Source organism: bacterium, from assembly GCA_040753555.1.
Lineage (GTDB): Bacteria > UBA9089 > UBA9088 > UBA9088 > UBA9088 > JBFLYE01.
Map to the genome: position 1 here is coordinate 1 of JBFMDZ010000258.1, position 2,595 is coordinate 2,595.

Here is a 2,595-nt window from a genome sequence, read left to right on the forward strand (position 1 = left end):
AGGTAATTTTAACCAAATGAAGACACTCTCTCACCAAAGGTCTACTGACTATATTCCCTGTGTCATAATCTTTGGAATATCCGCAGGCACCCATAGTAGTCATAGTTCCCTCTACCTTTTCTTGAGGAAAGATTCCAACCTTCTTTATCTTGGGTGGGGTGGTGTCAATGTAAATCTTATGGTTTGTGTCTGTGCCTGGATTATACGATGAGGTATTCTCATCTTGATCTATTTGGTTACCACCATTAGGTCCCCAATCTCTGGCAACTATGCTAATAGTGTTCGTTCCATCATAATCTTCTGATTTATTCTCAGGGATGTTAAATATACCAATCCATGTATCATACTCATAGGTTGTTCTAGTCCAACCAGTAGAAGCAGTTGCTTTATGTTGGGTATATGGAGAGCTTAATCCAAAACTTATCTCTGGCATATTATTATTTGTCCTCATCGTTTCAGTAAATTCAATCTTAAATGTTACCGTGCCAATACCTGCAGAATTAGATTCTTTTGTTTTAGAATCATAGATGACTATTGTTTTTCCCTCTCTTTGTTGAATCAGCCTTACTTTTTTAACCATTGGTAAATCACTTGTAAAATCCCAATTTACCCAAGCATTATTTTGTAACCTTAGACCATTAAGAAATACTCCATCTGCTAAGTCAATGCCAGCCTCATTTGTTACTCTTCTTTGAGTTCCTGGATTTCCGGTTATTGGATCATAAGGGATTCGTACATATTGACCATTTACAATTCCTGTCCTAGAAACAGTGTATCCATAATGCCAACCATTTCTATAAGATTGCTGAGCCATTGGTACTCCTATAGCAGGAAATCCATGAGTAAGCGAATATTCATCAACGCCCCATGTATTTCTATTTTCAACCCAATAATTATCAAGTTCATTCCAAGGACCAACATCCCATACAGGAGCAATTATAGAACGGTTACCATAAGTTACTCTTACTCTATGATTCCACCTATTATTTCCAGCAAGTCTTTCGCCAGAAGGAAGAGCTACAAACCAATCATCATCTACAATTACATGTTGATTTGCTGTTATTCCTCCTACAAGGCCCTCTCTTGTAGCAAGAACATTATAAGAAAATACTAATGCAGGGAAAACAAGGGATCCTGTAACAATCAATACCACAGATATTATCTTTTTAAATTCTGATTTCATCTAAAATCTTCTAAACTTTGATTTTTGCTCATTAGTTAAGTATTTTTTTATTTGATTATTCATATCATCGCTTTTCTTTTGAATAATCTTAATAATTTCATCTGAGATGGTTGGTGATTCCAACCAATTCCTTTCTAAAGCAATTAACCTTATTCTTAACTTTAAAATTTCATCTTTATAATTTTTTAAAATTTTCTCTATCTTTGCTTGTTGAGTAGAAGTTAAATTCAAATCTTTTGCCATATTTGATAACATCTCCACTCTTTTATTTTTAAGATAATCCTTTTTTATAAAATTATCTTCTATCTTTTCAAGGGTAATTTTATCCATCTTCCATTTTTTTTCTGACTGAAGATAATCACCTTCTGAAATTATAAAATAATTATAAAGATGTCCTTGTATCTCAAACCAATCCAGAAATTGATTTTGTTTATTCTCTAAGATTTTTCTTAATTCTTTAACCTGGTTTATCACAATAGGTTTTTTTTCTTTATATTTCTTTTTGTGTTTTTCGTAAGCTTTTATTTTAGTTTCCAGAAGTTCTTTTTTTTCTCTTTCTGTCATCCACTCAATATCTGCAACACCTCCAGCCGATGTCTCCATACGCATTAGATCACATTCAAGATTTTCCCATTCACTTTTAATCTCAAAGAATTTTTTAATAACTTCCATTTGGGTATCAGAAAGACCTAATTCAATCTTTAATTCTTTGAGAATAAAATTATTGAGATCTATTTTGTAAACATATTTGCCTTTATTTTTATCATACCTCTCTTTATAAGGAATAATAGAAATATCTCTGTTAATTCCATAGACCTTTTTAGCAAACTCCTCATCACTCAACTCTTCTGCCTCTTTCTCCCATAATGTCTTTGTTCCCTTTTGGGGTTCTTTCAGTATCATTTGAGCACTTTCTGTTCCAACCTCTATTTCTGTTTGAGTCCCTTTAGCCCCCTTTTGCTCCTCTGTCAAGGTTTCTGTCCCTTGGCTTTTAGCCTCTAATCCCCAAAGCAAGCCTAATACCATTAGGCAAGCTATTCCTTTGCTTAATGTTTGTTTAAACATCTTAAACACCTCCAATTATTAAATTTTCAATTTTACAATTCTCATTTTCAAATTATATTCAAAAGCAAAACCTTTGTCAAGGTTTTTTTACTTCCATCCTGTGTCTCTAAAGCCAATAGCTTCTTCATCTTACATTACCTTCTTACTACGCCCGTCAGGCTTCGCCTGCCACCCCTTCAAGGAAGGGGAACTCCCCTCCTTCCCTTCATTCCCCTCTTCCAGAGCTTATCTTTACCCACATCTTTTACTGGACAAATCAGGGAGATAATGAATGGGGGATAAGTTCCATAAAAATCTTCCACATAGCGGTTAGATCATCAAGCCGTTGAAGCCCCAGCCAAAGGGTT

At 34.3% G+C, this 2,595-nt stretch carries 2 protein-coding genes; both read right to left on the minus strand.

What is annotated here, in order from left to right:
- The coding region (locus AB1630_12150) for a hypothetical protein (GenBank protein ID MEW6104545.1) at positions 1-1,183 on the minus strand (1,183 nt) is incomplete at its 3' end.
- Positions 1,184-2,026, minus strand: a complete 843-nt coding sequence (locus AB1630_12155; GenBank protein MEW6104546.1) for a hypothetical protein — start codon at positions 2,024-2,026, stop codon at positions 1,184-1,186.
- Positions 2,027-2,595: the final 569 nt, after the last annotated feature.